This window comes from Pseudomonas sp. 05T35, from assembly GCF_056396605.1.
Genome location: NZ_JBFTLU010000753.1, coordinates 1 through 1,185 on the forward strand (window position 1 = coordinate 1; position 1,185 = coordinate 1,185).

At 63.7% G+C, this 1,185-nt stretch carries 1 protein-coding gene; it reads right to left on the reverse strand.

What is annotated here, in order from left to right; all coding sequences use genetic code 11:
• Nucleotides 1–1,065: efflux transporter outer membrane subunit (locus AC1DH9_RS29515; RefSeq protein ID WP_477809378.1), on the reverse strand; the 1,065-nt coding region annotated here is incomplete at its 3' end.
• Nucleotides 1,066–1,185: the final 120 nt, after the last annotated feature.

Consider the following 1,185-nt stretch of genomic DNA (forward strand, 5'->3'; position numbering starts at 1 on the left):
GCCAAACCACAGGCTACCGCCCTGGAACAGCGGGACATCGATGGAGGGGCCAACACTCCAGAACCGCCCGGCACTCGCAAACAACGACCCCAGGTTCGACCCGGCCGTCCCATAGGTCCCGGTCAGATTGAAACTGGGAAACATCGCCGCCGTGGCCACCCCGATGTTGGCACTGGCCCGGTGCAGCTGCGCTTCTGCGGACAAGATATCCGGCCGCTGCCGGACTAGCCTCGAGGGCAGGCTGACCGGCAAATCGGTGGGCAGCGAAAGACCTGTCAGCTCGATATTGGGGAGACTGACATCGGTGGGTGCGACGCCTTCGAGGGTGGCCAGCAAATGCTCGGCCTGGCTGATTTTCTGCTCCAGCGCCGGTAACAAGGCCTCATTGCTGGCAATCAGGCTGCGCAAACTGAGGACCGCCGAATAAGGCGCCGTGCCGCTGCGCACCTGGACCTCGGTGGTCCGAAGCTGTTGTTTTTGCAGCGCAATCAACTGCTCGGTGGCGCGCCTTTGCGCGATATAGCCGGCACGGGCGATGGCGGTATTCACGACATTGGCGGTCAGGGTGAGGTAAGCCGCATGGGTCAGCCAGGCTTGACGGTCGACCTCGGCTTGCAGGCCTTCCACCGTTCGACGCTGTCCGCCAAACACATCGAGGGTGTAACTGATCGTGCCACTCAGGGTCACCACGTTGAAGATTGTCCCTCCCGTCGTCAGCCCTTGCTGGAGCGGAGCATTGCGTTCGCGGGTCGCGCCGGCGTGAAGGTCCAGATGCGGATAGAAAACCCCATGACCGGCCATGAGCGTGTCCTGGCTTTGCCGCAGGCTGGCCTCGGCAGCCTGCAAGGTCTGGTTGTTGGCAGCCGCCTGGCGAACCACCGCATCCAGAGAGCCGGACTTGAACAGCCGCCACCAGTCGGGCGCCACTTCAGCCCCCGGCAAAAAATGCTGCGCCTGGCCCTGCGCCGCGACGGTCGTCGTCGCCGGATTGCGGGTGTAGCCGCTCTGCGACGGCGTAGGCGGACGCGAAAAGTCCGGGCCTACGGTGCAAGCGCTCATCGCCATCAGAATAATCGCGGGGAGCACCCGGGCATGCAATCGCAGGGGTCGATGGACGCGGGACTGGCACATCATTTCTGTCCTATGAAGACATCCACCAACTGCCCCGGATACACCCTCGGGAGG